We start from the raw sequence: 24,618 nt of genomic DNA, 5'->3' as shown, positions 1-24,618 counted from the left end.
TCGTCTCCGTTACACCTTTTCCACGTTCACGAGGAAGGCCTTAAACTCCGGCGTCTGCGTGTTCGCATCACCGACGAACGGCGTCAGGGTGTTCGCAATGAACCCTTTCTTCGCCACGCCCTCATAACCCCAGTGAATCGGAATACCGATGGTATCCACCTGCTGACCGTGAACGTTCAGCGTGCGAATACGCTTGGTCACCACCGCCTTGGCCTTGATGTAGCCACGGTTAGAAGAGACCTTCACGGTATCGCCATGGGCAATGCCGAGCTTGTTCGCCAGCTTCTCGCCGATCTCCACAAACTGTTCCGGCTGCACGATAGCGTTAAGCAGCGCGTGCTTGGTCCAGTAGTGGAAGTGTTCGGTCAGACGGTAAGTGGTGCCCACATACGGGAACTTGTCTTTTTTACCCAGCGCGTCGAAATCGCCCTTAAAGATGCGGGCTGCCGGGTTAGAGACCACGTTCGGGTGCAGCGGGTTGGTGCCCAGCGGCGTCTCAAACGGCTCGTAGTGTTCCGGGAATGGCCCTTCCGCCATCTTATCGATAGCAAACAGGCGTCCCATCCCTTCAGGCTGCATGATAAACGGCCCGACATCGCTGCCTGGAGGGGCAGTACTGTAGTCCGGAATATCCACACCGCCCCATTTCGCGCCGTCCCATTTCAGCAACTGACGCTTCGGATCCCACGGATTACCCTGCGGGTCAGCGGAAGCACGGTTGTAGAGAATGCGGCGGTTCAGCGGCCATGCCCAGGCCCAGCCCAGCGTATTGCCGAGGCCTGACGGGTCAGCATTATCGCGGTTGGCCATCTGGTTACCTTTCGGCGTCCAGCTACCGGCAAAGATCCAGCAGCCACTGGCGGTCGTGCCGTCATCACGCAGGTGCGCGAAGGTACTGAGCTGATCGCCTTTCTTCGCCAGCACCGTCCCGGTGGCCGGGTCGATAACATCTGCCAGCGCTTTACCGTTGCTCTCCATCGCCACTTCTTCCGGCGCTGGGTTTTCCGGCGTCGAGTAGTTCCAGGTCATGTTCAGCACCGGTTCCGGGTTCGCACCGCCTTCCGCCGCATACATCTTACGCAGGCGTAAGAAGATACCGGCCAGGATCTCGCCGTCGTTCATGGCGATGCCCGGGGCGTCCGCACCTTTCCAGTGCCACTGCAGCCAGCGGCCAGAGTTCACGATGGAACCGTTCTCTTCCGCGAAGCAGGTAGAAGGCAGACGGAACACTTCAGTCTGAATCTTCGATGGGTCAACGTCATTCGACTCACCGTGGTTCTGCCAGAAGGTCGACGTCTCGGTGTTGAGTGGGTCAATCGTCACCAGGAACTTCAGTTTCGACAGCGATTCAACAACCTTGTTCTTGTTCGGGAATGAGGCGACCGGGTTAAAGCCCTGGCACAGATAGCCATTCACCTTGCCCTGATGCATCATCTCGAAGTACTGCAGAACGTCGTAACCTTTGTCCCACTTCGGCAGCCAGTCAAAGCCCCAGCTGTTTTCCGCTGTCGCTTTGTCACCGAAGAAGGCTTTCATCATCGAGACGAAGAACTTCGGATAGTTGCCCCAGTAGTTCACCTGACCTTCGAGCAGCGGTTTAGGCGTACTGGCTGTGAGGTAGGTTTGCAGGTCGGTCTGTTTTTCGCTTGGCAGGTTCATGTAACCTGGCAGGCTTTGAGACAGCAGACCAAGGTCGGTCAGACCCTGAATGTTGGAGTGACCACGCAGGGCGTTCACGCCGCCGCCTGCCATCCCCATGTTGCCGAGCAGCAGCTGAACCATCGCCATGGTACGGATGTTCTGCGCGCCGACAGAGTGTTGGGTCCAACCGAGCGCGTAGAGGAACGACGCCGTTTTGTCTTTCGCGCTGGTTTCGGCGATAAGCTCGCACACCTTCAGGAAGTCTTCCTTCGGCGTACCACAGATGTTTTCGACAACGTCCGGCGTGTAGCGGGAAACGTGCTCTTTCAGCAGGTTCCACACGCAGCGCGGATGCTGCAGCGTCGTATCACGCTTCGCAAAGCCTTTCTCGTCCAGCTCATAGTTCCAGCTGGTCTTGTCGTATTTGCGTTTTTCGGCGTCATAACCGCTGAACAGTCCATCTTCGAAGTGGTAATCCTCACGCACGATCAGGCTGGCGTTGGTATAGGCTTCGGTGTATTCGCGGTTATATTTTTCGTTGGTCATCAGGTACAGCAATACGCCTGACAGGAAAGTGATGTCAGTACCTGAACGAATAGGGGTGTAGAAATCCGCCACTGACGCAGTACGCGTAAAGCGGGGATCGATCACAATCAGTTTCGCACCGTTGTGGATTTTGGCTTCCATCGCCCAGCGGAACCCGACAGGGTGCGCTTCAGCGGCGTTACCGCCCATCACCACAATAAGGTTGGCGTTCTTGATGTCGACCCAGTGGTTGGTCATCGCACCGCGACCAAATGTTGGAGCAAGACTTGCTACCGTTGGTCCGTGTCAGACACGCGCCTGGTTGTCGACCGCGAGCATACCGAGTGCACGCGTAAATTTCTGGGTTAAATAGCCGGTTTCGTTACTGGAAGCAGACGCACACAGCATCCCGGTGGAGAGCCAGCGGTTGACGGTGACGCCTTCAGCGTTCTTCGCAATAAAGTTGGCATCGCGGTCTTCTTTAATCAGTTTAGCGATGCGGTCAAATGCGTCTTCCCAGCTGATTTGCTGCCATTTATCGGAACCTGGCGCACGATATTCAGGGAATTTCAGGCGGCTTTCGGAGTGGATAAAGTCAACCAGGCCGGCACCTTTCGGGCACAGCGCACCGCGGTTGACCGGATGGTCCGGGTCACCTTCGATATGGAAGATAGACGCTTTGGCGTTTTTAGCACCGTCGCCGAGGCTATACATCAACAGCCCGCAACCGACAGAGCAGTACGTACAGGTATTACGGGTTTCACGGGTGCGCAGCAGTTTATATTGCCGCGTCTCCGCCAGCGCTACACCGGGTGCAAAACCCAGTGCCGCCGCCGTGGTGCCTGCCATACCGCCAGCGCAGATCTTAAAGAACTGCCTTCTGCTGACCTGCATGGGTCACTCCTTGTTTCGACATTGCTTACATATGTAGTTTTGACTTCGCGGTTGAACGGTGACCGCAAAGGAGAAAAATTTGCGTTAATCCCTCAGTTCTACGAGGGATATCATCAGAATACCACAATGTCGGTACGCCTGTTCCAATGGCGTTAATACAAAGTGAACGTATTATCACTGTGTTGATTATAAAGTGTGACACGAGTCACATTATTGCCCCGGCATGTTAAAGGGCTGTATCACCGCCTCGGTTGCGCCTCTCCCAAATGAGTAGGTAAACTTGATGAGAATGGGTGCTGAAAAGTTGATCCATACTATGCGTATGGCCTGTGGTTTGTGATGCAATAGCAGGCTCACCTCCGTGGTTGTTCAGGAATACCGCTGTGTCTAAACAAAACCGTGTTACCCACTCGTCGCCACTGCCTGCCGGTATCGTGGAACTGTCGGTACACAGACCGCCCCACATTACCCACACCACGCCTGATTTTCTGGCGGAGGAAGTGCCCGTTGCTCTGGTTTACAACGGTATTTCCCATGTGGTGATGATGGCCTCGCCGAAAGATCTGGAGCTGTTCGCGATTGGTTTTTCCCTCTCGGAAGGCATCATTGAGCACCCGCAAGAAATTTACGGTATGGATGTGGTGAAGGCCTGCAACGGCCTTGAAGTGCAAATCGAACTCTCAAGCCGCCGCTTTATGGGGCTCAAAGAGCGGCGACGCGCGCTGGCCGGGCGTACCGGATGCGGGGTTTGCGGGGTAGAGCAGCTCAATGATATCGGTAAGCCTGTCGCACCTCTGCCGTTTACCCAGACCTTCAATCTGGCCCATCTCGACCATGCCCTTGAACATCTGAATGACGTGCAACCTGTCGGCCAGCTGAGCGGATGCACGCATGCGGCGGCATGGGTTCTGCCATCGGGCGATATTGCCGGCGGACATGAGGATGTCGGCCGCCATGTGGCGCTGGATAAACTGATGGGCCGCCGGGCGCGCGAAAGCGACCTCTGGCAGCAGGGGGCGGCACTGGTCTCCAGCCGCGCCAGCTACGAGATGGTGCAAAAGTCGGCGATGTGCGGCGTTGAAATCCTTTTTGCCGTATCGGCCGCGACCACGCTGGCGGTAGAAGTGGCGGAGCGCTGTAACCTGACGCTGGTGGGGTTCTGTAAGCCGGGAAGGGCGACGATTTATACCCATCCGCAGCGATTAATAGTTAATCAGTAAATTTGAAAAAGAATAGCAAATCCTTCCGCTTTTAGTTGTTCATGATGAGGTCTACTATTTACCTCATCAAGGCACGGTGCCTTAAAAAAACAACTAATTGAAAGGGTTTATATCATGAAAAGCATCAAAATTTTTGTCGCAGTAATCGCTCTGGCTACGTCTTTCGGTTCTTTCGCTGCACAAACTGTGACCGCAACCGCCACTACCATTGATGGCGCAGAAGCCAAAATTGCTGCACAGGCTCAGGAAGCGGGCGCGTCATCTTACAAAATTACGCAGGCGTTTACCGGTAACCGCGTACACATGACCGCTGAACTGAACAAATAAGCTGCCACACCGTCGAAAGAGCGCCCCCGGGGCGCTTTTTTTTATTGGATACCCGCCAGACGCAGCAATGCAGTCACGACCGCTGCCGCCACGATCACCACAATTAACGGCATTTTTCGCCATGCCAGAAACACTGCAAACGCCACGCCCAGTACGCGCGCCATACCGGCAAAATGCTCACCTTCATAGAAGGTGGTCGCCAGCGCGACGGAAAACAGCAAAACCGTTGCCGCATCTGAAAGCAGAGCCTGAGAGCGGTCTGACAGCGCCAGTCGGTTGCCGAGTTTTGCCCCGCCGAGACGCATTAAATAGGTTCCCACAGAAAGAAGGGCGATACCGAGAATAAAGACCGTCATATTCCCCATTATTTTTTCCTCGCAGCAAGACCCAGTAAAGAGAGCAGAACCGGTAAACCCACCGGAGCAAACGGCACGGCGGCCAGTGACAATGCAGCACCGCTGCAGGCGCGGATCAGGGTGGTGCGATTTTTAAAAGCCGGCACCACTAACGCCAGTAAAATCGCCGGGAATACCGCATCCAGCCCGATGGTTTCAAGGTCCGGCAACAGTTTGCCAACCATGGTGCCCAGCAATGTACCCAGCGGCCAGACGATCGCCACGCCTAAACCGCATAACCAGTAAGCCGCCTTACGCTGTTCGGGCGTTTTTTGCGACAACCCGAACACCACGCTTTCGTCGTTCATAATGTGGCAACCCAGAAAACTCAGGCCACGTTTACCCACCAGTTCACGCACCGTCACCCCAAACGGTACATGGCGTGCATTAACCAGTAATCCGGCAGCCGCCGCCGCCAGAGGGTTACCGCCGCTTGCCACAATGCCGATAAACATAAATTCAGAGGCACCCGCCAGCACGGTAATAGAGAGTAAAAACGGGACCCAGACCGGGAAACCGTAGGCCATTGCCAGCGAGCCATAGGACATCCCGACGACGCCTACCGCGAGACACACCAGGATGATTGCTTTTATCGTGTCGCCTTTCAGGGTTGAGAGATGATGCTTCATACAATTTTAGCCATATCGAACGTATTTCCATTATAATGAACGCATCAGAAACGTTTTTCAAGACGAACGATTCGTTCGATTTATAGAACAAAGGGGCCGTTTTTATGACGCAGCCAATCAGCGTGATCGCTAAAAGTCTGGTGCGAGAACGCCTGCGAACCGGACTTTCACTGGCAGAAATCGCGCGCCGTGCCGGGATCGCTAAATCCACGCTGTCGCAGCTGGAGTCCGGCAACGGGAATCCTAGCCTGGAGACGCTCTGGTCACTCTGTGTGGCGCTGGACATTCCTTTTGCCCGTTTGCTTGAACCGCAGCAGCCGACCACTCAGGTGATCCGCCGTGGAGAAGGAACGAAGGTGGTTGCCGGACAGGCCAATTATGAAGCCATTTTGCTGGCGGCGTGCCCGCCGGGCGCGCGTCGTGACATTTATCTGTTACTCACCCAGCCGGGTGCCGACCGCATTTCTCAGCCACATCCGGTAGGCTCAGTGGAGCATATTATTGTGACGCAGGGTAGAGCGCTGGTTGGTCTGATCGACGCGGCGGAAGAGCTTGGCCCGGGGGATTACATTTGCTATCCCGCTGACCAGCCGCATATCTTTAAGGCCCTCGAGCCGGATACGCACGCGCTTCTGGTGGCTGAACAAAATTAACGCAGATACGGAAAATCATGTCGCTTAAAGCCATTGCCAAAGAACTGGGGCTGTCTGTTACCACCGTTAGCCGCGCCCTTAATGGGTATGACGATGTCTCCCGCGAGACGCGCGCCCGCGTCGAAGCGGAGGCGCAGCGCCGTGGCTACCGGCCAAACACCTTCGCGCGTCGCCTGAAGATGGGCAAAATCGACGCCGTGGGTCTGGTTTTTCCGGTGCATCCTGTTCCGCTCAATAACAGCGTCTTTATGGACATGGTCGGCGAAATTAGCCACGAACTGGCGCGACATGAAATCGATCTCCTGCTGATTGCCGATGACGATCTGGCGGATAAGCACAGCTATATGCGTATGGTGCAAAGTCGTCGCGTGGATGCGCTGATTGTGGCGCACACGCTGGATCATGACCCGCGGCTGGAACAGCTTCAGGCCGCCGGTTTTCCCTTTCTCGCGCTCGGGCGCAGCCAACTGCCGCAGCCCTATGCGTGGTTTGATTTCGACAACTATGCCGGCACGTACAATGCCACCCGCTGGCTGATTGAAAAGGGGCATCGCCGCATCGCCTTGTTAGGTGAAAGCAACAATCAGGCCTTCATCACCCAGCGCCGCCAGGGTTATCTGGATGCGCTACGCGAAGCCGGGTTATCCAGCGAATGGCTGCGCGCCATGCCGCCTTCGCGCCGGGTGGGTTACGCCACGACGAATGAACTTCTCTCCTTGCCGCAGCCCCCCACGGCCATCATTACCGACTGCAACACTCACGGCGACGGTGCGGCCATGGCGCTGGCGCAGCGGGGTCTTCTCTGCGGTGAAAACGCCGTTTCGCTGGTGGTTTACGACGGCTTACCGCAGGACAGCATTGTCGATGTTGATGTGGCGGCGGTTATTCAGTCCACCCGCCAGGGCGTCGGGAAACAGATCGCTGACATGGTGCGTCAGTTGATTAACGGCGACGATATCGCTCAGCTTCAGGTGCTCTGGCAGCCAGAGTTCTTCCCGGGCCAGACGGCCTAAACACAGCAAAATTCCAAAGCCGATCACAGATCCGAAACGTTTTGGTTTGTATCCGAAACGTTTCGGATCAACACTCAGATCATCCCGATGACAGGAGAGGTCTGATGCACGATTCCATTTTTCGACTCGAAAGTAAGGCGGTTGACCTGGTGATAACCACGCACCCGTTCGCCGAAATTCTCTACTGGGGGCCGCACCTTAACCACTTTTCACCGCAAGATGTGGTAAGTCTGGCTCGTCCTGTAGCCAATGGCAGGCTCGACGTTGACGCCCCGGTGACGCTGATGGCGGAGCTGGGACACGGTCTGTTTGGTTCGCCCGGTATTGAAGGGCACCGCCAGGGGCTGGACGGGTCGCCTGTCTTTAAAACCACCCATGTGCAGCACCAGGGGCAAACCCTGACGTTAACGGCGGAAGATGAACATGCCGGGTTGCGTCTGACCAGCGAGCTGGCACTGGATGCAAGCGGGGTACTGGTGGTGCGTCACGGTTTAACTAACCTGCGGGCGCAGGCGTGGCAGGTTGATCGTTTCGCCGTGACGCTACCGGTCGCCGAACGCGCGCAGGACGTGATGGCGTTCCACGGACGCTGGATCCGTGAGTTCCAGCCGCATCGCGTGAAGCTTGAACACGACAGCGTTGTGATTGAAAACCGCCGCGGCAGGACCTCTCACGAACACTTCCCGGCGCTGATCGCCGGTACGTCCTCATTTAACGAAATGCACGGCGACGTCTGGGGCGTGCATCTGGGCTGGAGCGGCAACCACCGCCTGCGTGCGGAAGTCAAAACCGACGGACGCCGCTATCTGCAGGCCGAAGCCCTCTACCTGCCGGGAGAAATGGCGATTGAAGAGGGGGAAACGCTCTGGACACCACGCCTGTATGCGAGCTACTCCGCACGGGGTCTGAACGGCATGAGCCAGTCGTTCCACCGGTATCTGCGCGACAACGTTATCCGCTTCCCTGAAAACAAACCGCGCCCGGTACATCTCAATACCTGGGAGGGGATCTACTTCAGCCATGACCCGGCGTACATCATGCGCATGGCCGATGAGGCTGCGGCGCTGGGCGTGGAGCGTTTTATCATCGACGACGGCTGGTTCAAAGGCCGTAACGATGACCACGCGGCGCTGGGTGACTGGTACCTGGACGAGAAAAAATACCCGGACGGGCTGACGCCGGTGATTAACCATGTGAAAAAGCGCGGCATGGAATTTGGTATCTGGATTGAGCCGGAGATGATTAACCCGGACTCGGATCTGTATCGTGCCCATCCCGACTGGGTGCTGGCGCTGCCGGGCTACACCCAGGCAACGGGCCGTCATCAACTGGTGCTCAACCTGAATATTCCGCAGGCTTTTGATTATCTGGTCGAGCGCATGAGCTGGTTGCTGGGCGAACATGCCATCGACTACGTTAAGTGGGATATGAACCGCGAACTGGTACAGCCCGGGCACCACGGCAAAGCCGCCGCGGATGCGCAGACGCGGCAGTTTTATCGTCTGTTAGACGTGCTGGGCGAGCGTTTCCCGCACATTGAATTTGAGTCCTGCTCCTCGGGCGGCGGGCGAATCGACTATGAAGTCCTGACCCGCAGCCACCGCTTCTGGGCCTCTGACAACAACGACGCGCTGGAACGCAATACCATCCAGCGTGGCATGAGTTACTTCTTCCCGCCGGAAGTGATGGGCGCGCATATCGGTCATCATAAATGTCACGCCACCTTCCGCCAGCACAGCATTGCTTTCCGCGGCCTGACGGCACTGTTTGGCCACATGGGACTGGAGCTTGATCCGCTCACCGTCGATGCTCAGGAGCGTGAAGGCTATCGCCATTACGCCGCGCTGCACAAGCAGTGGCGAGAAGTCATCCATCACGGTACCCAGTGGCGCGTGGATATGCCGGATGCCAGCACGCTGGCGCAGGGTATAGTGAGCGAAGACAAAACGCAGGGGTTGTTTATGGTCAGCCAACTGGCCATGCCGGATTACACGCTCATGATGCCGCTGCGCATGCCGGGGCTCGACGCGCAGGCGCAGTACCGCATCACGCTGCTCGACCACCCCAACATTCGACTCACCGGTGAGGGCGGGCACACCATGCGCAAGCTGCCGGCGTGGATGGAAACGTCCCAGACGGCCAGCGGTGAGTGGCTGATGCAGGCGGGGATCGCACTGCCGATTCTGGACCCGGAAACCGCCATTCTGATTGGCGTTGAACGCGTGTAAGGGTGATGGGCCGGGAGACTGACCCTCCGTTGAGGATAAAAATAATGAACACAACAACCTGTACCCACAAAGACAACCCTAACTTCTGGATCTTCGGGCTGTTCTTCTTTCTCTACTTCTTCATTATGGCCACCTGCTTTCCGTTTCTGCCGATCTGGTTGTCGGATGTCATCGGCCTGAACAAAACCCATACCGGGATCGTATTCTCCTGTATCTCGCTTTCGGCCATCGCCTTCCAGCCCGTGCTTGGGGTCATTTCGGATAAGCTGGGGCTGAAAAAACACCTGCTGTGGATTATCACGGTGCTGCTGTTTCTGTTCGCGCCGTTCTTCCTGTATGTCTTTGCGCCACTGCTGAAAAGCAGTATCTGGCTGGGGGCGCTGAGCGGCGGTCTGTATATCGGTTTTGTCTTCTCCGCAGGTTCAGGCGCAATTGAGGCCTACATCGAACGCGTGAGCCGTAACAGCTTGTTTGAATACGGCAAGGCGCGCATGTTCGGCTGTCTCGGCTGGGGGCTGTGCGCTTCAACGGGCGGTATTCTGTTTGGCATCGACCCGTCGTATGTCTTCTGGATGGGGTCAGCGGCTGCGCTGCTGCTGATGCTGTTGCTGGTGGTTGCGAAACCGAAGCCAAACCAGACTGCGCAGGTGATGAATGCGCTGGGGGCTAACCAGCCGCAGATCACCGCCAGGACGGTCTTTAATCTGTTCCGTCAGCGCAGAATGTGGATGTTCATTCTGTACGTCATCGGTGTGGCCTGCGTGTATGACGTTTTTGACCAGCAGTTTGCCACCTTCTTTAAAACCTTCTTCGCAACGCCGCAGGAGGGAACGCGAGCCTTTGGTTTTGCCACCACGGCGGGGGAAATTTGCAACGCGATCATCATGTTCTGCTCGCCGTGGATCATCAACCGTATCGGCGCGAAGAATACGCTGCTGATTGCCGGGCTGATTATGGCGACGCGCATTATCGGCTCGTCGTTCGCCACCACCGCGGTGGAGGTCATTGCCCTGAAGATGCTGCACGCGCTGGAGGTTCCGTTCCTGCTGGTGGGGGCGTTCAAATACATCACCGGCGTGTTCGATACCCGTCTGTCGGCCACTATCTATCTGATTGGCTTCCAGTTTGCCAAACAGTCGGCGGCGATTTTCCTCTCTGCTTTTGCCGGGAATATGTATGACCGGATCGGTTTCCAGGAGACCTACCTGATGCTGGGCTGTTTTGTACTGGCGATTACGGTGGTCTCGGCCTTTACGCTGAGCAGTAAGCAGGAGATTGCGGCGCGCCGCGCTGCGGTGGAGGCAAACTAACGCAGGACGCTGCCGCGGATGCGGCAGCGTTAACGCTTTAGGGCAGGTAAAACACCGCTTTCAGTTCGGCACTCACCGGGCTGTTGTCGGGGTTCGAGGGCATTACCTCACCCATGTATTTCCACCAGCGCTGACAAACGTCGGTCTTTGCCACCGCGTTCCAGCGCGCTTCCGATTCAATCTCAACGCTCGCAAACAGCAGGTTACGCGTCTCATCGAGATAGATAGCGTAATGGTGCGCACCATGGTCTTTTAATACCGCCTCCAGCTCTGGCCAGATGGGGTTATGGCGACGCGCGTACTCGTCGTGCGCGTCAGGGTTCACCTGCATCACAAATGCTTTGCGGATCATCATGCCTCCAGCCGCTTTCGCGGGCCGCTATGGGTACAAATCCAGTGCCGACTGCATCGGCGTGACGCCAAAGCGTTTACCGAGGGCAATCAGCTCTTCCCGGGTGATGGTCTGCTTCATGCCGCCCATCGACAGGACCTTCACCAGCACCTCGGCGGACTTCTCGGCGGTATCAATCAGACCAAACGTTTCGTCGAGCGTCGGCCCGCTGCCGAATACCCCGTGGAACGGCCACAGCACCAGGGAGTGGGACTGCATTTCGATGGCGGTGGCCTGGCCGATTTCGTCGGTACCCGGCACCATCCACGGCAGAATGCCGACCCCGTCGGGGAAAACCACCAGACATTCGGTGCTGCCTTCCCACAGCTTCCGCGTGAGGTAGTCGCTACTGTTTTCCAGCACGTAGGTCAGGGCGATCAGGTTGGTGGCGTGACAGTGCATGATCACCCGGTCCTTGCCGTGAGTTGCCTTGATACGCTCACAGTGAGAGAGGAAGTGCGCCGGGAGTTCAGACGTGGGCACTGCATCGTCCGTCAGCCCCCAGAGGATGTGATAGCCTGCGCCGTCGCTGTCCACTCTCACCACCCCGAGGTTAGCCTGCGGGTCGAGCTGCACGTTACGGAAGAATTTACCGGAACCGGTGACGATAAACGGCGTACTGGCGAGCTGCGGCATTGGCTGGCTCAGGGCGATATAGCGCGGCTTCTGATGGAACTCGGCGGCGAACGGTTCAATGTCGGCATCATCCAGGCGCAGCGTCAGGTTACCGCCGTTGCGCTCGTCCCAGCCTTTCAGCCAGGCGTCGGAGGTGGCTTTAATCATGCCCTGGACGAACCAGGCGTTAGTGATGGTCTGCATAGTGTTTCGTTTCCCGTGTTCGTGGTGAGCGTTTCCCTCACCCCGGCCCTCTCCCACAGGGAGAGGGGGTAAAAGTGGCCTCTTCCACAGGAAGAGGGTGAGGGCATATTTATCCGCGCTGACTCAGCACGTCTTTCTCATACATCCGCACGTTATCCAGCCACTGACTGCCCGCTGGGGTGTCGTTACGCTGGCAGTACATCTCCCACACCGCCTGCCAAGGCAGGGTTTTCTGCTCTTCCAGCAGCACCAGGCGCGCGGTGTAATCGCCGTTCTCTTCCAGCTGCTTCAGGGCGCTGGTGGGCTCCAGCAGCGCACGCAGCAGGGCTTTTTTCATGTTGCGGGTGCCAATCACCCAGGCCGCGATGCGGTTGATGGAGGCGTCAAAGAAGTCGAGGCCAATGTGCACGCGGTCAAACAGATCGTGGCGAATAATTTCGCTGGCAATGGCCTGGGTTTCGTCATCCAGCAGCACCACGTGGTCGCTGTCCCAGCGTACGGGACGGCTCACGTGCAACAGCAGGCGGGGTACGTAGAGCATGGCGGCGGAGATTTTGTCGGAGATCACCTCTGTCGGGTGGAAGTGGCCGGCATCCAGGCACAGCGCGGTCTGGCGGCTGGTGGCGTACCCCATGTAAAACTCGTTCGAGCCCACGGTGTAGCTTTCCGCACCAATACCGAACAGCTTGCTCTCTACGGCGTCGATGTGGTGCGCCGGGTTCAGTTTTTCGCTGATGGCTTCATCCAACGCCGCCAGCAGGCGCTGACGCGGGGCCAGACGGTCAACGGTGATGTCTTTCATGCCGTCCGGGATCCAGATGTTCATCACCGACGGCGTGCCGAGCTGCTCGCCAAAGTACGCGGAGACGCGGCGGCTGGCTTTTACGTGGTCAATCCAGAACTGGCGGATATCGTCGTTCGCGTGGGCAAGGGTAAAACCGTCGGCGCTCAGCGGGTGTGAGAAGCAGGATGGGTTGAAATCCAGGCCCAGCTGGTTGGCTTTCGCCCACGCCACCCAGTTTTTAAAATGCGCAGGTTTGATCTCGTTACGCGCGACCGGCGTGTCAGATTCCAGATAGATAGCATGCAGGTTCAGCCGCTTAGGCCCCGGGATCAGGCTCAGCGCCAGCTCCAGGTCGGCGCGCAGCTCGGTGGCGTTACGCGCTTTGCCCGGATAGTTGCCGGTGGCCTGAATGCCCCCCGTCAGCGAGCCGCCCGGGTTTTCAAAACCGGCAACGTCGTCGCCCTGCCAGCAGTGCATGGAGACCGGCAGACGATCGAGCTGGCGCAGCGCCTCATCGACATCCACGCCGACGGCGGCGTAACGCTGTTTAGCCAGGTCCCAGGCTTGTTCAAGTTGAGTGGTCATGCGCAAAGCTCCTTAGTCAGTCGGTTTTGCTGAAACTGCGCCCGATAGCGGGCAATTTCATGGCAGGGATTGGGAATGAACGTGGTCAGCGTGGCGTTCGCCGACACCACCGTGCGGAAATCGTCCACGCTGGCGAGTTCGTCCAGGGTCATGAGCTGAATGCCAATATTGCCGAGCGTCGACGCTTCAATCGGGCCCGCCACCACGGTGATCCCGCAGGCATCGGCGCAGAGTTGGTTCAGAAGCTGGTTCTGGCAGCCGCCGCCGACAATATGCAGCTGAGTGAACGGCCGGCCGCGAAGGTCGGCCAGCTCGCTCAGGATCTCGGCATACAGCAGGGCGAGGCTGTCGAAAATACAGCGTGCCAGCTCTGCCGGTTTCGATGGCACGGGCTGCCCGGCGTCGACGCAGGCGGCCTGGATTTCGGCGCTCATGTCCGCCGGGTTGATAAAGCGGTCATCATTGGGATTGATCAGGAAACTGCAGGCTTTCAGTCTTTCGGTGTCGGCAATAAGCGCGGGCAGGTCGGTAATGTTCTGCTCTTTAAGCACGCGCTGGAGCAGCCACAGACCCATGATGTTCTTCAGCACGCGGTAGCGCCCTTCGGCACCGCCTTCGTTGGTGATGTTCGCGGCCAGCGCGGCATCGCTGGTGTAGGGAGTTTTGCTCTCAAAGCCCATCAGCGACCAGGTCCCGGAAGAGAGGTAGGCCGCGTCGTTACCGGCAAGCGGTGACGCAATGACGGCGCTGGCGGTATCGTGACTCGCAACCGCCACCACCGGGATCGCATTACCCTGCGGGCACATCCATTGCCCGATCACATTGCCAGGATGCGTCGGCGTACCGAACCAGGAGGGTGAAGCCCCGGTCCAGGCCAGCAGGTGTTCATCCCAGTTATCGGAGTTGATGTTCACCAGTTGCGTGGTGGTGGCGTTGGTGTATTCCCAGTTCATGTTGCCGGTCAGGCGGTAGCTGAAGTAGTCCGGGATCAGCAGTGCATGCGCCACGCGGGGAACCAGCGCCGGCTGCTGTTCGACCAGCGCGCGCAGTTGATAGAGGGTATTGAATGGCAGGAACTGAATGCCGCTGCGGCCATAAATATTCTCTTTGCCAAGCCCGGCAATCGCACGCGCCATCAGGCCGTCGGTGCGGCTGTCGCGATAGGCTATCGGCAAACCGACGCGTTCACCGTTGCTGTCCAGCAGTACGTAATCGACGCCCCAGGTATCGATGCCGATACTGTCGATACGGATCCCCGCATCGCAGACCTTCTGCAGTCCGGTGCGGATCGCTGCCTCAAGGCTGTCGATATCCCATACCTCACAGCCGTCCTGCTTTTGCAGGCAGTTAACAAAGCGGTGCATCTCGCGAAGCGAAAGCGTCTGCCGCTTGCCGTCATAAGTGGCCAGCATTACACGGCCGCTGGATGCGCCTAGATCGACAGCCACGCAATGGCGAAAAGTCATGGTTGTGTCCTTCTTAAAGTCATTAGCGGTGAGTGTAAAAAAAGGAACCCATCACCACCTTCTCGCCAGTGACAGCGGTTTTCCGGGGCTGGCAAGAAAGCAAAGGTGAACGTGAGGGAGTTCACAGTTTCCAGGCGTGACGGGGTTTGCAGGCAGTGTGACGCTTACCGCATTTCCTGATCTTTCAGCCTGTTTCTTGAAAAACGGACAGTTTTTGCGAGGTTTACGGTCGAAAATTTAAGGTGAGGGGACGGGGCCTTAATTACTATTTTGAGAACATTTCTCATTGGTGGGGGCCGTTATGACCGTACTGTACAGCGTGGATTTTTTTCCTTCGGGTGGGTCGTCTGTCGCGATTGAACCGCGACTCCCTCAGGTGGCGTTCCCTGAGCATCATCATGATTTTCACGAAATTGTGATTGTTGAACACGGAACGGGGATCCATGTGTTTAACGGCCAGCCGTATACCATCAGTGGTGGGACGGTCTGCTTTGTGCGCGATCATGACCGGCACTTATATGAACATACCGACAACCTGTGCCTGACTAACGTGCTCTACCGTTCGCCCGATGCGTTCCAGTTCCTGTCCGGGCTGAACCATCTCCTGCCGCAGGAGAAGGACGGCATCTATCCTTCGCACTGGCGGGTGAATCAGTCCACGCTGCAGCAGGTGCGCCAGCTGGTGAGCCAGATGGAACAGCGCGACGAGGGACAGGAGACCCACGTCATCGCCACGCGTGAGCTGTTGTTTATGCAGCTGCTGGTGCTGCTGCGCCGCAGTAGCATGGTGGCCGGGCTGGAGAATAACGATGCGCGTTTGACTCAACTGATGGCCTGGCTGGAGGACCATTTCGCCGAGGATGTCTGCTGGGAAACGCTGGCGGATGATTTTTCGCTGTCGCTTCGGACCTTGCATCGTCAGCTGAAGCAGCAAACCGGGCTGACGCCCCAGCGCTATCTGAACCGTCTGCGCCTGATTAAAGCGCGCCATCTGCTGCGTCATACCGATGAGAGCGTCACGGATATCGCCTATCGTTGCGGTTTCGGCGACAGTAACCACTTTTCGACCCTGTTTCGCCGGGAATTTAGCTGGTCACCGCGCGATATTCGCCAGGGAAAGGACGCGTCACTGCAGTAACGCGAGGGTTGTCACCGTTTCCCGTGGGCAAAAACGCTAATAATGTCAGGTTATTTGCTGTCGAGGTGGTGTCGTGGTTGCTCAGCTAATGCTTCGCAAAGTGGATTTTTTTGCCTCCGCCGGCCAGGCCGTCGCGGTGGCGGATCGCTATCCGCAAAACGTCTTTGCCGAGCACACTCATGAGTTCTGCGAGCTGGTGCTGGTGTGGCGGGGCAATGGCTTGCATATCCTCAACGATCGGCCCTACCGCATTACGCGTGGGGATCTGTTTTACATCCGTGCTGAAGACAAACACGCCTACGCTTCGGTCAACGACCTGGTCCTGCAGAACGTGATTTACTGCCCCGACAGGCTGAAACTCAACGTCGACTGGGCGGCTTACATTCCGGGTTTTAATGATACGAAGTGCGCGGCGCACTGGCGACTGAGCAGTAACGGCATGACGCAGGTGCGACAGGTGATTTCTCAGCTGGAGCAGGAGAGCCAGAAAAGCGATCCTGAGGCTCACCAGATGGCAGAACTGCTTTTCGCCCAGCTGGTCATGACGTTGACGCGCCATCGCTACGCCATTGATAACCCGTCGGCTACCGCGCAGGAAGCCCTGCTCGATAAGCTCATTACCACCCTGGCGGGCAGCCTTAACAAAAGCTTTGTGCTGGAGAAATTCTGCGAGCAGGCGCAGTGCAGCGAGCGCGCGTTGCGCCAGCAATTCCGCACCCAGACCGGGATGACGGTGAACCACTATCTGCGCCAGCTGCGCATCTGCCATGCCCAGTACCTGCTTCAGCATACGGAACTGATGGTTAGCGATGTGGCGATGCGTTGCGGCTTTGAGGACAGTAACTATTTTTCGGTGGTCTTTAACCGCGAGGTGGGGATGACGCCGGTTCAGTGGCGTCATCGCAGCCGTAACGCGGCGTAATCAGTTCGCCATGCCGAGGCCCACAATGTTGGCCGCAATAATGATCACCACGCACCCCAGACTCAGCACGCCCACCGGGCGACGCCCGGCGTTGTTCCACTCTTTCAGAAGCAGACCCACCAGCCCACCGCACAGCACGTAGAAGCTCATGTGCAGCATCCAGCTCATATAGTCATACTGCGCCGGAATACTGGCGTGACCCCACGCGTAGAAGAAGAACTGGAGATACCACATCAGCCCACCGAGCGCCGAGAGCAGCACGTTCCCGATAATCATCTGTTTAGCCAGCGAGAAGTCGGCTTTCAGTGACAAGGTCTTCACGTTTGCCAGACGGAAAAAACAGAAACCGAGGTTAACCACCGCTCCGCCACCCATGATCACCACGTAGCTTGGCAGTGCCACGTACAGCGGGTCGACGCCCAGTGCGGCAGCAGCTTCATGCATCGGTTTGGCGGCGTTCATCGCGAATGACATGCCTGCGGAGAAGATCCCGCACATCACCGCCAGCAGCAGGCCTTTCTTCAGGTTGAACTCTTCGGCTCTGATGCCCATTTTGCGCTCTTTCAGCTGCCCTGCGCGGGTGACAATGCCCACGCCAATAACGGCCACCAGCACGCCCAGCAGCGTCATCTGGCCGCCTTTGGTGTTGATCAGCACGTCAACGTTGCCGTTGAGGATTGGCGTCATCAGGGTGCCGACAATCAGCGTAATACCAATCGCGATGCCAATGCCCATCGACATGCCGAGATAGCGCATGGTGAGGCCATAGTTAATGTTACCGACGCCCCACATGGCGCCAAAAAGAAAGACCGGCAGCAGGGTGGAGGCGTTAAAGGAGGAGAAATAGGCCCAGAAATCCGGGAGCAGCATGGCGCTGATGGTCCAGGGAAGAATTATCCACGAGACCACACCGCCGACGGACCACATGGTTTCCCATGACCACTGTTTGACCTGTTTAAACGGGGCATAGAAACAGGCTGCACTGGCCGCGCCTATCAGATGCCAGAAAATACCCATCGTAATCGCATGATTCATGTTTACATCCTCATCGTTTTTATATGCCGGTGGCTTCCCACCAACCCGATGAGTGTAAAAATTAAGCAGTCGGGTAACCTTCGGAAGGTTGCCGCACTTTGGTTTTGAATGGCAATCAACGCGTTAACCGGGTGAGCAGACTCACAATTTCAGCAATAACCGAAAACCGAATAACCTTATAAAAACTACGGCATTGATAATCATTTTCAATATCATTTAATTAACTATAATGAACCAACTGCTTACGCGGCATTAACAGCTGTGCCGCCCGACAATAATGGAGAGGATTATGAGTTATACACTGCCATCCCTGCCGTATGCCTACGACGCACTGGAACCGCATTTCGACAAGCAGACGATGGAAATCCATCACACTAAACACCACCAGACCTATGTGAACAACGCGAACGCCGCGCTGGAAAGCCTGCCAGAGTTCGCTAGCCTGCCTGTTGAAGAGCTGATCACCAAACTGGACCAGCTGCCAGCTGACAAGAAAACCGTTCTGCGTAACAACGCAGGTGGTCACGCTAACCACAGCCTGTTCTGGAAAGGCCTGAAAACCGGTACCACGCTGCAGGGCGACCTGAAAGCGGCTATCGAGCGCGATTTCGGTTCTGTAGACAACTTCAAAGCGGAATTCGAAAAAGCCGCTGCGACCCGTTTCGGCTCTGGCTGGGCGTGGCTGGTTCTGAAAGGTGACAAACTGGCGGTTGTTTCAACGGCTAACCAGGACTCCCCGCTGATGGGTGAAGCAATCTCTGGCGCATCCGGTTTCCCTATCCTGGGTCTGGACGTGTGGGAACACGCTTACTACCTGAAATTCCAGAACCGTCGCCCGGACTACATCAAAGCCTTCTGGGACGTGGTGAACTGGGACGAAGCAGCAGCGCGTTTCGCCGCGAAAAAATAAGGTTGCATTGACGCCTGTGAGAAGCGAGTCTGATGACTCGCTTTTTTTGTATCTGCAGAAAGGAGCAGCGATGCATTTTCCGGTGAATGTCTTTACAGGCAAGGTAAGGGAGTACGACGGCAGCCGCCCGAGCGCCATCGCGAAAGTTCAGGTCGACGGCGAGTTGACGTTAACCGACCTCGGGCTGGTGGGCGATGAGCAGGCCGAAAAGAAAATCCATGGCGGGCCTGACCGCGCGCTGTGCCACTATCCGCGGGAACACTATCAGCACTGGATAACCGAGTTTCCCGAACAGGCGGATATGTTTGTCGCGCCCGCGTTTGGTGAGAATCTCTCAACGGAAGGGCTGACCGAGAAAAACGTCTTTATCGGCGATATCTACCGCTGGGGCGATGCCCTGATTCAGGTGACGCAGCCGCGCTCGCCGTGCTTCAAACTAAACTATCATTTCGGCATCAGCGACATGTCTGCCCGGCTGCAGAGCGCGGGTAAAACGGGCTGGTTATATCGGGTGGTGCTGGCAGGACAGGTATCGGCAGATGCGCCGCTGGTGCTGGCATCGCGCCTGAGTGATGTCTCGGTATATGACGCCTGCGCGATTGCCTGGCATATGCCGTTTGATGACGACCAGTACCATCGGCTTTTGTCCGCTGCAGGGCTGTCCACGAGCTGGACCCGAACGATGCAGAAACGCCGTTTAAGTAGCAAGATCGAAGATAATTCGCGGAGATTATGGGGGAAATAGTTTCCCCGCAGGAGAGGCAAGCCGGGTCAGCGATACCGCCGCCCGGCTAAACGGCTACGAACGTTTATACAACGGCAGCCACAGCGTTAACCGCAACCCACCCAGCGGGCTGTCGTCGGCCTTCACCCAGCCGCGATGCTGCTGCATGGCGGTTTCAACAATCGCCAGACCCAGCCCCGTGCCGCCAGATTCACGGTCACGCGCCTCGTCGGTACGGTAGAACGGACGGAAAATCTGTTCGCGGTCTTCCGGGCTTACCCCAGGACCATCGTCATCAACGATGATGGTGATCCCGTCTTTATCCACCGAGAAGGCTACCTCAATCTTCGTGTGCGAATAGCGCAGGGCGTTACGTACGATGTTCTCCAGCGCGCTTTCCAGCGTGTTGGGGTTACCGTACAGCGGCCATGGCCCCGGCGGGAAGTTGACGGTAAAGGATTTCCCCATCTGCTCCGCTTCGAACGCCGCGTTATCCAGCACTTCATGCCACAGGTGGTTGGCTTTCACCGTTTCGCTCACCAGCGCATTTTTCTGCTGATTGCGCGACATGACCAGCAGGTCGTTAATCATGCTGTCCAGACGATGCGCTTCCGTTTCAATACGTTCCAGCTCTTTGCTCTCACCGCTGCGGCGACGCAGCAGCGCGGTGCCGAGCTGTAAGCGCGTGAGCGGCGTGCGAAGCTCGTGCGAGATATCCGACAGCAGGCGTTGCTGTGCCGTCATCATGCGGTCGAGGGCGCTCACCATCTGGTTAAAACTGGTCCCCGCGGCAAGGAACTCCTGTGGACCGGCTTCCAGTTCAGGGTGTTGTCGCAGGTTACCCTGCGCCACTTCGTCCGCCGCGTTTTTCAGCTTACGCGCCGGTTTCGCCAGACTCCACGCCAGCCACAGCAGCAGCGGTGAGCTAACCAGCATGGTGACAATCAGCAGCAGAAGCGGACGGTCAAACAGCAGGTTGATGAAATCGGACTGGGAGTTGCTCGCCGGGCGGATCAGGTAAAGCTGGTAATTATCCTCGCCATCTCTGACGGAGAAGGGGCCCACCATCTCAACCCGACCGTATTTTTTCTTCTGAGGATGGTCGGCGTTATCCGCCTGACCAATGAAGTTACGGATGATCTGCATTTCATTGCGATCGGCGCCAATCACGCGCCCTTCGCTGGTCACCAGCAACAGGCGCTGGCCTGGCGGTGCCCATTTGTCGATAGCGCGAAACAGCCTGCGCCACCACATTAAATCGTTCGGCGGGTCGTTTGCCAGCTCGGCTTCCACGTGCTGCTCGATCATCACGCCCTGACGTTGCTCGCTGTCGAGAAGCTCCGTCATCTGGCGTGAGTCGAGTTTTGGCAACATCAAAACGAGCATTAAAACCAGTGCCAGCGTCAGCCAGAAAATGGCGAAGATGCGGGCTGTTAAGCTTCCTATCATGAAGCGGAAACCATCAGATAACCGCGACCACGCAGGGTTTTAAACCACGGGTGCCCGTCCTTGCGTTCCGGCAGCTTGCGGCGCAGGTTCGAGATATGCATATCGATGGCGCGATCAAACGGAGTGAGGCGTTTGCCAAGCACTTCCTGGCTCAAATGTTCACGCGATACCACCTGGCCGAGGTGCTGGGCCAGCAGGTACAGCAGGGTGAACTCGGTGCCAGTCAGTTCCAGCGTTTCACCGTCAAAACTCGCTTCCTGACGGCCCGGATTCAGGCTCAGGGAGTCGACTTCCAGCGTCGGTGAACTGTTGTCGCTGTTCTGCTGCTGTTCGCTCCAGTGAGAACGACGCAGGATAGCGCGAATACGGGCAACCAGTTCACGGTCGTTAAACGGCTTTGGTAAATAGTCATCCGCGCCCAGCTCAAGGCCAAGTACACGGTCAAGTTCGCTGCCGCGAGCGGTCAGCATAATTACGGGCGTCTGGTGTGTCTGGCGAAGCTCTTTCAACGTATCAATGCCGTTTTTCTTCGGCATCATAACGTCGAGCAAAAGTAAATCGATGCTGTCGTCAAGGAGACTCAGCGCCTGCTCGCCATCATGGGCAACCAGAACGTTGAAACCTTCCATGTCGAGCAACTCCTTTAAAAGGGATGTGAGCTCTCGGTCATCATCAACTAACAGGATTTTATTCATTGTTTAAATACCTCCGAGGCAGAAATTACGACATCAAGGCTATCTAATCCATGACTTTACGTTGTTTTACACCCCCTGACGCATGTTTGCAGCCTGAATCGTAGACTGTCTCTCGTTGAATCGCGACACGAAAGATTTTGGGAGCAAGTGATGCGCAAAGTTACCGCTGCCGTCATGGCCTCAACGCTGGCGTTCAGTACATTAAGCCAGGCCGCTGTAGCTATCCCCGGCGATAACGGGCCCTCAACGGAGGGGGCAACGCAGCACAGCAGCCAAAGCCATATGTTTGATGGCATAAGTTTAACCGAACATCAGCGTCAACAGATGCGAGATCTGATGCAGAGGGCACGACACGACCAGCCCCCTGTTAATGTTAGCGAAATGGAGACAATGCACCGCCTTGTCACCGCAGAAAAATTTGACGAAAGCGCTGTACGCGCTCAGGCCGAAAAAATGGCACAGGAGCAGGTTGCCCGCCAGGTAGAGATGGCGAAGGTCCGCAACCAGATGTTCCACCTGCTAACGCCCGAGCAGCAAGCGGTTTTGAACACAAGACATCAGCAGCGAATGGACCAGTTGCGTGAGGTTGCACGGATGCAGCGAAGCTCAGAAACAACGTTTTTCAGTAGCAATAGCAGTACCCGTAGTAACCAGTAAACCCTGTTTTCCTTGCCATAGACACCATCCCTGTCTTCCCCCACATGATGTGGGGGTTTTTTTTGCCCTTCATTCTGCTTTGTTAACCGTTTATTCATCCTTTGACTCCCCATGCTTCCGTTATACTAGCGGCATGACATGACAGGAGCGTTTATGAATCAATCCTATGGAAGACTGGTAAGTCGGGCAGCGATTGCAGCGACCATCGTGGCTTCAAGCCTGTTAGTGATTAAAATTTTTGCGTGGTGGTATACCGGCTCAGTCAGTATTCTCGCGGCGTTGGTGGACTCGTTGATGGATATTGCCGCCTCGCTGACGAACCTGCTGGTTGTGCGTTACTCGCTGCAACCGGCGGATGAAGAACATACGTTTGGGCACGGGAAAGCTGAGTCGCTGGCCGCGCTGGCGCAAAGCATGTTTATTTCCGGCTCAGCGCTGTTTCTGTTTTTAACCGGTATTCAGCATCTCGTCTCGCCGTCACCGATGAACGATCCCGGCGTGGGCGTGGTCGTGACGATTGTGGCACTTATATGCACACTTGTTCTGGTAACGTTCCAGCGCTGGGTTGTTCGCAAAACGCAAAGCCAGGCTGTACGGGCGGATATGCTTCATTATCAATCTGATGTTATGATGAATGGCGCTATTCTTATTGCGCTCGGTCTGGCCTGGTATGGCTGGCATCGGGCCGATGCGTTGTTTGCGTTAGGGATTGGCATCTATATTTTATATAGCGCCTTACGGATGGGGTATGAAGCGGTGCAATCGCTTCTGGACCGCGCCCTCCCGGACTCAGAACGTAATGAAATTTTTTCTATCGTGACCTCCTGGCCTGGTGTCAGAGGTGCACACGATCTTCGAACGCGGCAGTCAGGGCCGACCCGCTTTATTCAGATTCATATTGAAATGGAAGACAACCTGCCACTGGTTCAGGCTCACGTTATTGCTGAGCAGGTCGAGCAGGCGATTTTGCAGCGTTTTCCTGGTTCAGACGTCATTATTCACCAGGATCCCTGCTCGGTTGTACCCGGACATGTTGAGCTTTCGTAATTGGTTGTAAAAAAGTGAGCCAGGCCAGCATTTTGTGTATAAATTACCGCCATTTGGTCTGACCTGAATCAATTCAGCTGGAAGTGATTGATATACTATTTGCAGTATTCGTTGGTCGATAAATTCTTCCGGCAACAGATTTCAATTTTGCATTCCTAAGTTCAGAGGTAGTCATGATTAAGAAAATCGGTGTGTTGACAAGCGGCGGTGATGCGCCGGGCATGAACGCGGCAATTCGTGGGGTTGTCCGTTCAGCGCTGACGGAAGGCCTGGAAGTTTTTGGTATCTATGATGGTTATCTGGGCCTGTATGAAGATCGCATGGTTCAGCTCGACCGTTACAGCGTGTCCGACATGATCAACCGTGGCGGTACCTTCCTCGGTTCTGCGCGCTTCCCGGAATTCCGTGATGAACACGTCCGTGAAGTGGCTATTGAGAACATGAAAAAACGTGGCCTCGACGCACTGGTTGTTATTGGTGGTGACGGCTCGTACATGGGGGCAAAACGTCTGACTGAAATGGGCTTCCCGTGCATCGGGCTGCCGGGTACGATCGACAACGACATCAAAGGCACTGACTACACCATCGGTTATTTCACCGCACTGGGCACCGTTGTTGAAGCGATTGACCGCCTGCGCGACACCTCTTCTTCCCACCAACGTATCTCCATCGTGGAAGTGATGGGCCGTTACTGTGGTGACCTGACGCTGGCTGCGGCCATCGCCGGCGGTTGTGAGTTCGTGGTGGTTCCGGAAGTGGAATTCAGCCGTGAAGATCTGGTGGCTGAAATCAAAGCGGGTATCGCAAAAGGCAAGAAACACGCCATCGTAGCCATCACCGAGCATATCTGTGACGTTGACGAGCTGGCGAAGTACATCGAAACCGAAACCAAACGTGAAACGCGCGCTACCGTTCTGGGCCACATCCAGCGTGGGGGTTCCCCGGGTCCATACGACCGCATCCTGGCATCACGTATGGGTGCATACGCCATTGAACTGCTGCTGCAGGGTCATGGCGGTCGTTGCGTGGGTATTCAGAACGAAAAACTGGTTCACCATGACATCATCGACGCCATTGAAAACATGAAGCGTCCGTTCAAGGGTGACTGGCTGGACTGCGCAAAAAAACTGTACTGAGCGGTGACTTTCCCCCGGTCGCGCT

At 56.6% G+C, this 24,618-nt stretch carries 23 protein-coding genes; 13 read left to right on the top strand and 10 right to left on the bottom strand.

What is annotated here, in order from left to right; genetic code table 11:
- Nucleotides 1–9: 9 nt before the first annotated feature.
- Nucleotides 10–3,060, bottom strand: a complete 3,051-nt coding sequence (gene fdnG, locus JTA15_RS17400; protein ID WP_219372538.1) for a formate dehydrogenase-N subunit alpha — start codon at nucleotides 3,058–3,060, stop codon at nucleotides 10–12.
- Nucleotides 3,061–3,443: 383 nt separating this feature from the next.
- Here fdnG and fdhD point away from each other — a divergent pair, with 383 nt between their 5' ends.
- Nucleotides 3,444–4,280, top strand: a complete 837-nt coding sequence (gene fdhD, locus JTA15_RS17395; RefSeq protein ID WP_020883973.1) for a formate dehydrogenase accessory sulfurtransferase FdhD — start codon at nucleotides 3,444–3,446, stop codon at nucleotides 4,278–4,280.
- Between the two features lie 114 nt (nucleotides 4,281–4,394).
- Entirely contained in the window at nucleotides 4,395–4,607 is a 213-nt protein-coding gene (locus JTA15_RS17390; RefSeq protein WP_047742326.1) for a DUF1471 domain-containing protein, read from the top strand.
- Nucleotides 4,608–4,648: 41 nt separating this feature from the next.
- Here JTA15_RS17390 and JTA15_RS17385 read toward each other — a convergent pair whose 3' ends face one another.
- Nucleotides 4,649–4,972, bottom strand: a complete 324-nt coding sequence (locus JTA15_RS17385) for an AzlD domain-containing protein (RefSeq protein WP_020883971.1) — start codon at nucleotides 4,970–4,972, stop codon at nucleotides 4,649–4,651.
- The gene (locus tag JTA15_RS17380) at nucleotides 4,972–5,631 is read right to left on the bottom strand and encodes an AzlC family ABC transporter permease (RefSeq protein WP_014172226.1); all 660 of its coding nucleotides are present in this window, start codon (nucleotides 5,629–5,631) and stop codon (nucleotides 4,972–4,974) included. Before JTA15_RS17380 ends, JTA15_RS17385 begins: the two co-directional genes overlap by 1 nt.
- 104 nt (nucleotides 5,632–5,735) lie before the next feature.
- On the opposite strand from JTA15_RS17380, the gene JTA15_RS17375 reads away from it, so the two are divergent.
- The 4 genes from JTA15_RS17375 to JTA15_RS17360 all read left to right on the top strand — a co-directional run bounded on the left by JTA15_RS17375 (nucleotide 5,736) and on the right by JTA15_RS17360 (nucleotide 10,835).
- Nucleotides 5,736–6,284, top strand: a complete 549-nt coding sequence (locus tag JTA15_RS17375) for a helix-turn-helix domain-containing protein (RefSeq protein ID WP_193163618.1) — start codon at nucleotides 5,736–5,738, stop codon at nucleotides 6,282–6,284.
- A 17-nt stretch (nucleotides 6,285–6,301) separates the two neighbouring features.
- On the top strand, nucleotides 6,302–7,297 hold the full coding sequence (locus tag JTA15_RS17370) for a substrate-binding domain-containing protein (protein ID WP_014172224.1): 996 nt from the start codon (nucleotides 6,302–6,304) through the stop codon (nucleotides 7,295–7,297).
- A gap of 104 nt (nucleotides 7,298–7,401) precedes the next feature.
- Nucleotides 7,402–9,525 (top strand): alpha-galactosidase, encoded by a 2,124-nt coding sequence (locus JTA15_RS17365; protein ID WP_219372537.1) that lies wholly within the window; start codon nucleotides 7,402–7,404, stop codon nucleotides 9,523–9,525.
- A gap of 44 nt (nucleotides 9,526–9,569) precedes the next feature.
- Complete coding sequence (locus JTA15_RS17360; RefSeq protein ID WP_219372536.1) at nucleotides 9,570–10,835, top strand: MFS transporter; 1,266 nt, start codon at nucleotides 9,570–9,572, stop codon at nucleotides 10,833–10,835.
- Between the two features lie 37 nt (nucleotides 10,836–10,872).
- On the opposite strand, the gene rhaM is transcribed toward JTA15_RS17360, so the two are convergent.
- From rhaM to rhaB, 4 genes are all read right to left on the bottom strand, one after another.
- Nucleotides 10,873–11,187 carry an L-rhamnose mutarotase gene (gene rhaM / locus JTA15_RS17355; protein ID WP_025202745.1) on the bottom strand — a complete coding sequence of 105 codons (315 nt, stop codon included), beginning with the start codon at nucleotides 11,185–11,187 and terminating at the stop codon, nucleotides 10,873–10,875.
- A gap of 27 nt (nucleotides 11,188–11,214) precedes the next feature.
- Nucleotides 11,215–12,045, bottom strand: a complete 831-nt coding sequence (gene rhaD, locus JTA15_RS17350) for a rhamnulose-1-phosphate aldolase (protein ID WP_014172220.1) — start codon at nucleotides 12,043–12,045, stop codon at nucleotides 11,215–11,217.
- A gap of 109 nt (nucleotides 12,046–12,154) precedes the next feature.
- Nucleotides 12,155–13,414, bottom strand: coding sequence for an L-rhamnose isomerase (gene rhaA / locus JTA15_RS17345; RefSeq protein WP_020883965.1), 1,260 nt, complete (start codon nucleotides 13,412–13,414; stop codon nucleotides 12,155–12,157).
- On the bottom strand, nucleotides 13,411–14,880 hold the full coding sequence (rhaB, locus tag JTA15_RS17340; RefSeq protein WP_020883964.1) for a rhamnulokinase: 1,470 nt from the start codon (nucleotides 14,878–14,880) through the stop codon (nucleotides 13,411–13,413). Before rhaB ends, rhaA begins: the two co-directional genes overlap by 4 nt.
- 301 nt (nucleotides 14,881–15,181) lie before the next feature.
- Between rhaB and rhaS the strand changes: the two genes are divergently transcribed.
- Together rhaS and rhaR are read left to right on the top strand one after the other, a co-directional pair.
- A complete protein-coding gene (gene rhaS, locus JTA15_RS17335) occupies nucleotides 15,182–16,018 on the top strand; it encodes an HTH-type transcriptional activator RhaS (RefSeq protein WP_219372535.1) in 837 nt (278 codons plus the stop codon).
- A gap of 73 nt (nucleotides 16,019–16,091) precedes the next feature.
- Entirely contained in the window at nucleotides 16,092–16,940 is an 849-nt protein-coding gene (gene rhaR, locus JTA15_RS17330; protein ID WP_014172216.1) for an HTH-type transcriptional activator RhaR, read from the top strand.
- Here rhaR and rhaT read toward each other — a convergent pair whose 3' ends face one another.
- A complete protein-coding gene (gene rhaT / locus JTA15_RS17325) occupies nucleotides 16,941–17,975 on the bottom strand; it encodes an L-rhamnose/proton symporter RhaT (RefSeq protein WP_219372534.1) in 1,035 nt (344 codons plus the stop codon). It lies immediately after the preceding gene.
- Nucleotides 17,976–18,264: 289 nt separating this feature from the next.
- Between rhaT and sodA the strand changes: the two genes are divergently transcribed.
- Nucleotides 18,265–18,885, top strand: a complete 621-nt coding sequence (gene sodA / locus JTA15_RS17320; RefSeq protein WP_014833772.1) for a superoxide dismutase [Mn] — start codon at nucleotides 18,265–18,267, stop codon at nucleotides 18,883–18,885.
- A gap of 70 nt (nucleotides 18,886–18,955) precedes the next feature.
- Nucleotides 18,956–19,630, top strand: coding sequence for a 6-hydroxyaminopurine reductase (gene yiiM / locus JTA15_RS17315; RefSeq protein WP_025202749.1), 675 nt, complete (start codon nucleotides 18,956–18,958; stop codon nucleotides 19,628–19,630).
- A 54-nt stretch (nucleotides 19,631–19,684) separates the two neighbouring features.
- Here the strand turns inward: yiiM and cpxA are convergent, their stop codons facing one another.
- Together cpxA and cpxR are read right to left on the bottom strand one after the other, a co-directional pair.
- Nucleotides 19,685–21,058 carry an envelope stress sensor histidine kinase CpxA gene (gene cpxA, locus JTA15_RS17310; RefSeq protein ID WP_010436910.1) on the bottom strand — a complete coding sequence of 458 codons (1,374 nt, stop codon included), beginning with the start codon at nucleotides 21,056–21,058 and terminating at the stop codon, nucleotides 19,685–19,687.
- The gene (gene cpxR, locus JTA15_RS17305; protein ID WP_014172213.1) at nucleotides 21,055–21,753 is read right to left on the bottom strand and encodes an envelope stress response regulator transcription factor CpxR; all 699 of its coding nucleotides are present in this window, start codon (nucleotides 21,751–21,753) and stop codon (nucleotides 21,055–21,057) included. Before cpxR ends, cpxA begins: the two co-directional genes overlap by 4 nt.
- Before the next feature lie 150 nt (nucleotides 21,754–21,903).
- Here cpxR and cpxP point away from each other — a divergent pair, with 150 nt between their 5' ends.
- The 3 genes from cpxP to pfkA all read left to right on the top strand — a co-directional run bounded on the left by cpxP (nucleotide 21,904) and on the right by pfkA (nucleotide 24,593).
- Nucleotides 21,904–22,410: a cell-envelope stress modulator CpxP gene (cpxP, locus tag JTA15_RS17300; RefSeq protein ID WP_020883960.1), complete on the top strand. Its 507-nt coding sequence runs from the start codon at nucleotides 21,904–21,906 to the stop codon at nucleotides 22,408–22,410.
- A 153-nt stretch (nucleotides 22,411–22,563) separates the two neighbouring features.
- Complete coding sequence (gene fieF / locus JTA15_RS17295) at nucleotides 22,564–23,457, top strand: CDF family cation-efflux transporter FieF (RefSeq protein WP_020883958.1); 894 nt, start codon at nucleotides 22,564–22,566, stop codon at nucleotides 23,455–23,457.
- 173 nt (nucleotides 23,458–23,630) lie between these two features.
- Nucleotides 23,631–24,593 (top strand): 6-phosphofructokinase, encoded by a 963-nt coding sequence (gene pfkA, locus JTA15_RS17290; RefSeq protein WP_014172210.1) that lies wholly within the window; start codon nucleotides 23,631–23,633, stop codon nucleotides 24,591–24,593.
- The last annotated feature ends 25 nt before the right edge of the window (nucleotides 24,594–24,618 follow it).

The organism is Enterobacter sp. BIDMC 29, assembly GCF_019378755.1.
Taxonomy (GTDB): Bacteria; Pseudomonadota; Gammaproteobacteria; order Enterobacterales; family Enterobacteriaceae; genus Enterobacter; species Enterobacter ludwigii.
The sequence above is the reverse complement of the archived record's forward strand: the minus strand, read 5'-3'. Positions and strand labels throughout refer to the sequence as shown.

Coding starts and splice junctions, on each gene's coding strand:
- JTA15_RS17390 (WP_047742326.1), top strand. CDS start 4,395: ATGAAAAGCATCAAAATTTTTGTCGCAGTAATCGCTCTGGCTACGTCT.
- JTA15_RS17385 (WP_020883971.1), bottom strand. CDS start 4,972: ATGGGGAATATGACGGTCTTTATTCTCGGTATCGCCCTTCTTTCTGTG.
- JTA15_RS17380 (WP_014172226.1), bottom strand. CDS start 5,631: ATGAAGCATCATCTCTCAACCCTGAAAGGCGACACGATAAAAGCAATC.
- JTA15_RS17375 (WP_193163618.1), top strand. CDS start 5,736: ATGACGCAGCCAATCAGCGTGATCGCTAAAAGTCTGGTGCGAGAACGC.
- JTA15_RS17370 (WP_014172224.1), top strand. CDS start 6,302: ATGTCGCTTAAAGCCATTGCCAAAGAACTGGGGCTGTCTGTTACCACC.
- JTA15_RS17365 (WP_219372537.1), top strand. CDS start 7,402: ATGCACGATTCCATTTTTCGACTCGAAAGTAAGGCGGTTGACCTGGTG.
- JTA15_RS17360 (WP_219372536.1), top strand. CDS start 9,570: ATGAACACAACAACCTGTACCCACAAAGACAACCCTAACTTCTGGATC.
- rhaM (WP_025202745.1), bottom strand. CDS start 11,187: ATGATCCGCAAAGCATTTGTGATGCAGGTGAACCCTGACGCGCACGAC.
- rhaD (WP_014172220.1), bottom strand. CDS start 12,045: ATGCAGACCATCACTAACGCCTGGTTCGTCCAGGGCATGATTAAAGCC.
- rhaA (WP_020883965.1), bottom strand. CDS start 13,414: ATGACCACTCAACTTGAACAAGCCTGGGACCTGGCTAAACAGCGTTAC.
- rhaB (WP_020883964.1), bottom strand. CDS start 14,880: ATGACTTTTCGCCATTGCGTGGCTGTCGATCTAGGCGCATCCAGCGGC.
- rhaS (WP_219372535.1), top strand. CDS start 15,182: ATGACCGTACTGTACAGCGTGGATTTTTTTCCTTCGGGTGGGTCGTCT.
- rhaT (WP_219372534.1), bottom strand. CDS start 17,975: ATGAATCATGCGATTACGATGGGTATTTTCTGGCATCTGATAGGCGCG.
- sodA (WP_014833772.1), top strand. CDS start 18,265: ATGAGTTATACACTGCCATCCCTGCCGTATGCCTACGACGCACTGGAA.
- yiiM (WP_025202749.1), top strand. CDS start 18,956: ATGCATTTTCCGGTGAATGTCTTTACAGGCAAGGTAAGGGAGTACGAC.
- cpxA (WP_010436910.1), bottom strand. CDS start 21,058: ATGATAGGAAGCTTAACAGCCCGCATCTTCGCCATTTTCTGGCTGACG.
- cpxR (WP_014172213.1), bottom strand. CDS start 21,753: ATGAATAAAATCCTGTTAGTTGATGATGACCGAGAGCTCACATCCCTT.
- cpxP (WP_020883960.1), top strand. CDS start 21,904: ATGCGCAAAGTTACCGCTGCCGTCATGGCCTCAACGCTGGCGTTCAGT.
- fieF (WP_020883958.1), top strand. CDS start 22,564: ATGAATCAATCCTATGGAAGACTGGTAAGTCGGGCAGCGATTGCAGCG.
- pfkA (WP_014172210.1), top strand. CDS start 23,631: ATGATTAAGAAAATCGGTGTGTTGACAAGCGGCGGTGATGCGCCGGGC.